Origin of the sequence: Escherichia sp. 94.0001 (assembly GCF_013369155.2) — a bacterium.
Classification (GTDB): domain Bacteria; phylum Pseudomonadota; class Gammaproteobacteria; order Enterobacterales; family Enterobacteriaceae; genus Escherichia; species Escherichia coli_F.
Genome location: NZ_JABWMS020000142.1, coordinates 1 through 2,589, shown reverse-complemented (window position 1 = coordinate 2,589; position 2,589 = coordinate 1). Strand labels below are relative to the sequence as shown.

The 2,589-nt window shown below is 38.2% G+C and carries 1 protein-coding gene and 1 pseudogene; one reads left to right on the top strand and one right to left on the bottom strand.

Translation table 11 applies throughout. The annotated features are described in order from the left end of the window. Window positions 1–993, top strand: a pseudogene (gene espN, locus HEN33_RS24645) (type III secretion system effector EspN); the annotation flags it as partial. A 376-nt stretch (window positions 994–1,369) separates the two neighbouring features. On the opposite strand, the gene HEN33_RS24640 reads toward espN, so the two are convergent. Then, window positions 1,370–2,589 (bottom strand): type III secretion protein GogB (locus tag HEN33_RS24640; protein ID WP_183083496.1); only part of this gene is annotated, 1,220 nt, incomplete at its 5' end.

Genomic DNA, 2,589 nt, shown 5'->3' with positions numbered 1-2,589 from the left:
ATAGAAAAAAACATTAATGATAATATTATGTATCATCCGAGTAATAATGCTAATTTCTATTCTGTAATTGAGTCAATTGATGGTAATGACTTTATATATAACGAAAAACAATCTAAAATATTAGAAATGAAACAGGAACGTGGGGGGAATAGATATAGTGCAGTAGATCTTAACTCTTCTAAGTATGGGTATTATGAGAAAGTTGGCGGTGGTTTTTATAGATATATAGAATCCTTTAACCCCATATCTTCAGAGACACCAAATAAAATAGTCTACAAGGGGGAATCAGTAGATTTAACTAAGGAGCCAAATTCGGAATTATATTCAGGTAGGTATTCTATAAATAACAAACAGGTTAATGTTTATTTCTTTCGTGACGCTGATGGTACATTTTATAAATCAGAAGGTCTTCATGGTGGGGGAGTTATTAGATACATAGATAAACCGTATTCTCAGTTAAGAGAAGGAGATATTGGGTATGATGAGGATTTGTTGGATATATACGATGATTCTCCGGTGCTTGAAGACACGTTGCCTGCTTTATCTTCTGAAATAGTACCAACTCCAGAACATAGTATTAAACAAATTTATTCGAAAATTAAGGAGGGGCACATAGAACTGTCCGATTCAGACATCATATTGTGTCGCGGCACAACCGGTATTCAAGCTGAAAATATCGTTGAATATAAAACTGCTGGAGGGCTTCCTGATTCAAATCCAAATGTAAAAGCACCAGATGAATATATGGCACAACAGCAGGTACGTATTGGAAGAATATTGCCTGAATACACATCGGATCTTAGCGTTGCTGATCGGTTTAGTCGTGAGCATTATCTAATAGTTGTTAAAGTAAAGGCAAAATATATCACACGAGGAAGTGTTACAGAGAGTGGTTGGGTTATAGATAAGACCGCACCTGTTGAACCACTTGCGATAATTGATAGAACTTTTGGTATGAAGGAAAATATCTCAATGGTAAATGCATCGAAATAGTTTTTTTACAATCTATGTCCTGCCTCCTCTGGTAAAAACGATGCTACATCTTTGAGATGTTGCACGGCAGTACGGTGTTGACCGATATATAGTGAAGTATACATCGGTCAACGAATTACCATTGTCAGCAATATCATCCTGATAAACTCAGTACTCGTGAGCCGCTTGATGACGGGCGGAATAGCCCAAAAGGTAAACGATCCGCATGGCAGTCCGTCGGAAAGCTGCTGCTTCATACGACCGCTTAAACCGTCAGTTAGTGTCAGTATCGCTGAAGATCAGCTTCTTTTGCTGATTTACTCTGTTTTTACCTGCCCTGATGAAATACTCTTTAATCATAACATTGATTATATCGAAAATATATTTTTTGCTATCATTAAGAATATTTATATGTGGAACCGGAGTATTTTGGACGGTAGTCTTTCCACTCTGGTGTATCTAATATTCTTTCTGCTGGTATCTCTTTGCTATGCAGATAAAATTTTATGTTTTTCATTATTTGGCTGTTGTCTTTATTACGATAAATCCATCGTAATTCGCTGGCGGTAATACTCTGACCATAGCCCTCTGACTTGTTAGCTATGAGTTTGAGTGAATTGACAAGCCCATCCGCACAAAACATAACCGTTCTGTTGCGAATTAATGTTTGAAACTCTAGGCCTGCCTTGCTTGTTTTTGCCCATAACTTGTCTCGATTGTATATGGAAAGGTCGGCCATGATGACATTATAATTATTGTGATTTTTTAAGCACTGTTTAAATTTTGTTCCTCTTTCATGTTCATTTAATGCTCTTTTGATAAGCGAGTCTTGCTTATATTTACGGGGGGGTCTGGCGTCCCATACTGCGTTTGTTAATGTATTCTGAATTACGATATCTTTTTTGGAAAAGTCGTTAACCAGTTTGATGCTGTTGACAAGTTTTTCTCTGGGAGAGGATAGCCCATAGACAATGTCTCCCGGACGAAAATGCAAGGCAGCATCCAGTGCGTTGCCCTGAAAAGTGATGTTTTTTTCTTTAATTACATTCGGAGAGAGTAGTACATTTTGTAAATCAAGATCCAGTCCATCAGGAACCCCTTCAGCTACGATGTTCCATGTAGTTTTCTGCTCCACATGAATGGTTACAGATCTCAGACTCTCCGGGAGTTTCTCCGGCAGTATAATATTGCTACATCCAGTCAGAGATAGCGTCTGTAGTGACGGTGATATCAGGCTGTCAATTCTGGCCTGATTTTCTGGGGTGTAGCGATTGATGCTGAGAGATAATAACCCGTTTGGAACATTTTTTATGCCGTCTGTGGCGTAACCTCTGATCTCAAGATGACGGACACTCTCTGGCACTCCAGATATATGGCAGTGGCAAACCGTCAGGCATTCGATGCCTTCAGATATGATGTGTATAAATGGTGAATCAGTTAATTCAATATGTAGATTTTTTACTGTCGATGGTATGTCTGTGATTTGTAATTTTTCACAGTTAATGACGGACAGGTTTTGTGTATTAACTGGTAATCCTGTAAGGGTGGTCAGGTTATTGCAATTTTCGATTGTAACTGATGTTATTTCGTTTGGTAACTGTGGCAGATACTCAATAT